Source organism: Serratia sp. A07 (assembly GCF_058725505.1).
Genome location: NZ_JBZXDO010000246.1, coordinates 1 through 582 on the forward strand (window position 1 = coordinate 1; position 582 = coordinate 582).

At 51.5% G+C, this 582-nt stretch carries 1 protein-coding gene and 1 pseudogene; both read left to right on the forward strand.

Going from position 1 to position 582, the window contains the following annotated elements:
* A pseudogene (locus AC4PR2_RS29555) lies at positions 1-354 on the forward strand (hypothetical protein); the annotation flags it as partial.
* Positions 347-582, forward strand: a 236-nt coding sequence (locus AC4PR2_RS29560; protein ID WP_492176132.1) for a DnaB-like helicase N-terminal domain-containing protein, incomplete at its 3' end; no start/stop codon positions are given. The pseudogene AC4PR2_RS29555 and the gene AC4PR2_RS29560, both read left to right, overlap by 8 nt.

A 582-nucleotide genomic window follows, 5' to 3' on the forward strand; every position in this document is an offset into this window, starting at 1 on the left:
AATGCGCTGCGCCGCATGTTGAAAATGCATGCGTTGATGATGGCAAAAACCAATCATGCTGCCAGCTTCTATGATGCTGAATGTCTTCACGAAATGGCCGAGGCTCCGTATGAGGCCACCGCGGTTCTTGAGCACATCTGTGGCACCGATGCCGAGAATACTCACCTAAAAGAGGCAACTTGCGTAGGGTGCGGTTGTACAGATGGCCATGCTTGCCTGGATAAAAACAGCAAACCATGCAGTTGGCTCAAGGTCAATCGTGAAACTGGGCTGGGTGTCTGTTCTTGCTGCCCGACTTTTCTTGGGCACCCGTTAACAACTGACGGTGAAGGATCGGAGGTGCGCCATGGTTGATATGCATATTCCTTATTCTTCGGATGCCGAGCAGGCCGTTCTTGGTGGCTTGATGCTGGATAACGAGCGGTGGGATGACATTCTGCCATTAGTTGGAGATCGTGATTTTTATCTGGCGGTACATCGTCGCATTTTCCAGGCGATGGCTCGTCTGATGGCTGTTCAGCAGCCGATTGATCTGATTACGCTCCATGAGTCACTGGAACAAAACGGTGAGCTCGAGCAGGT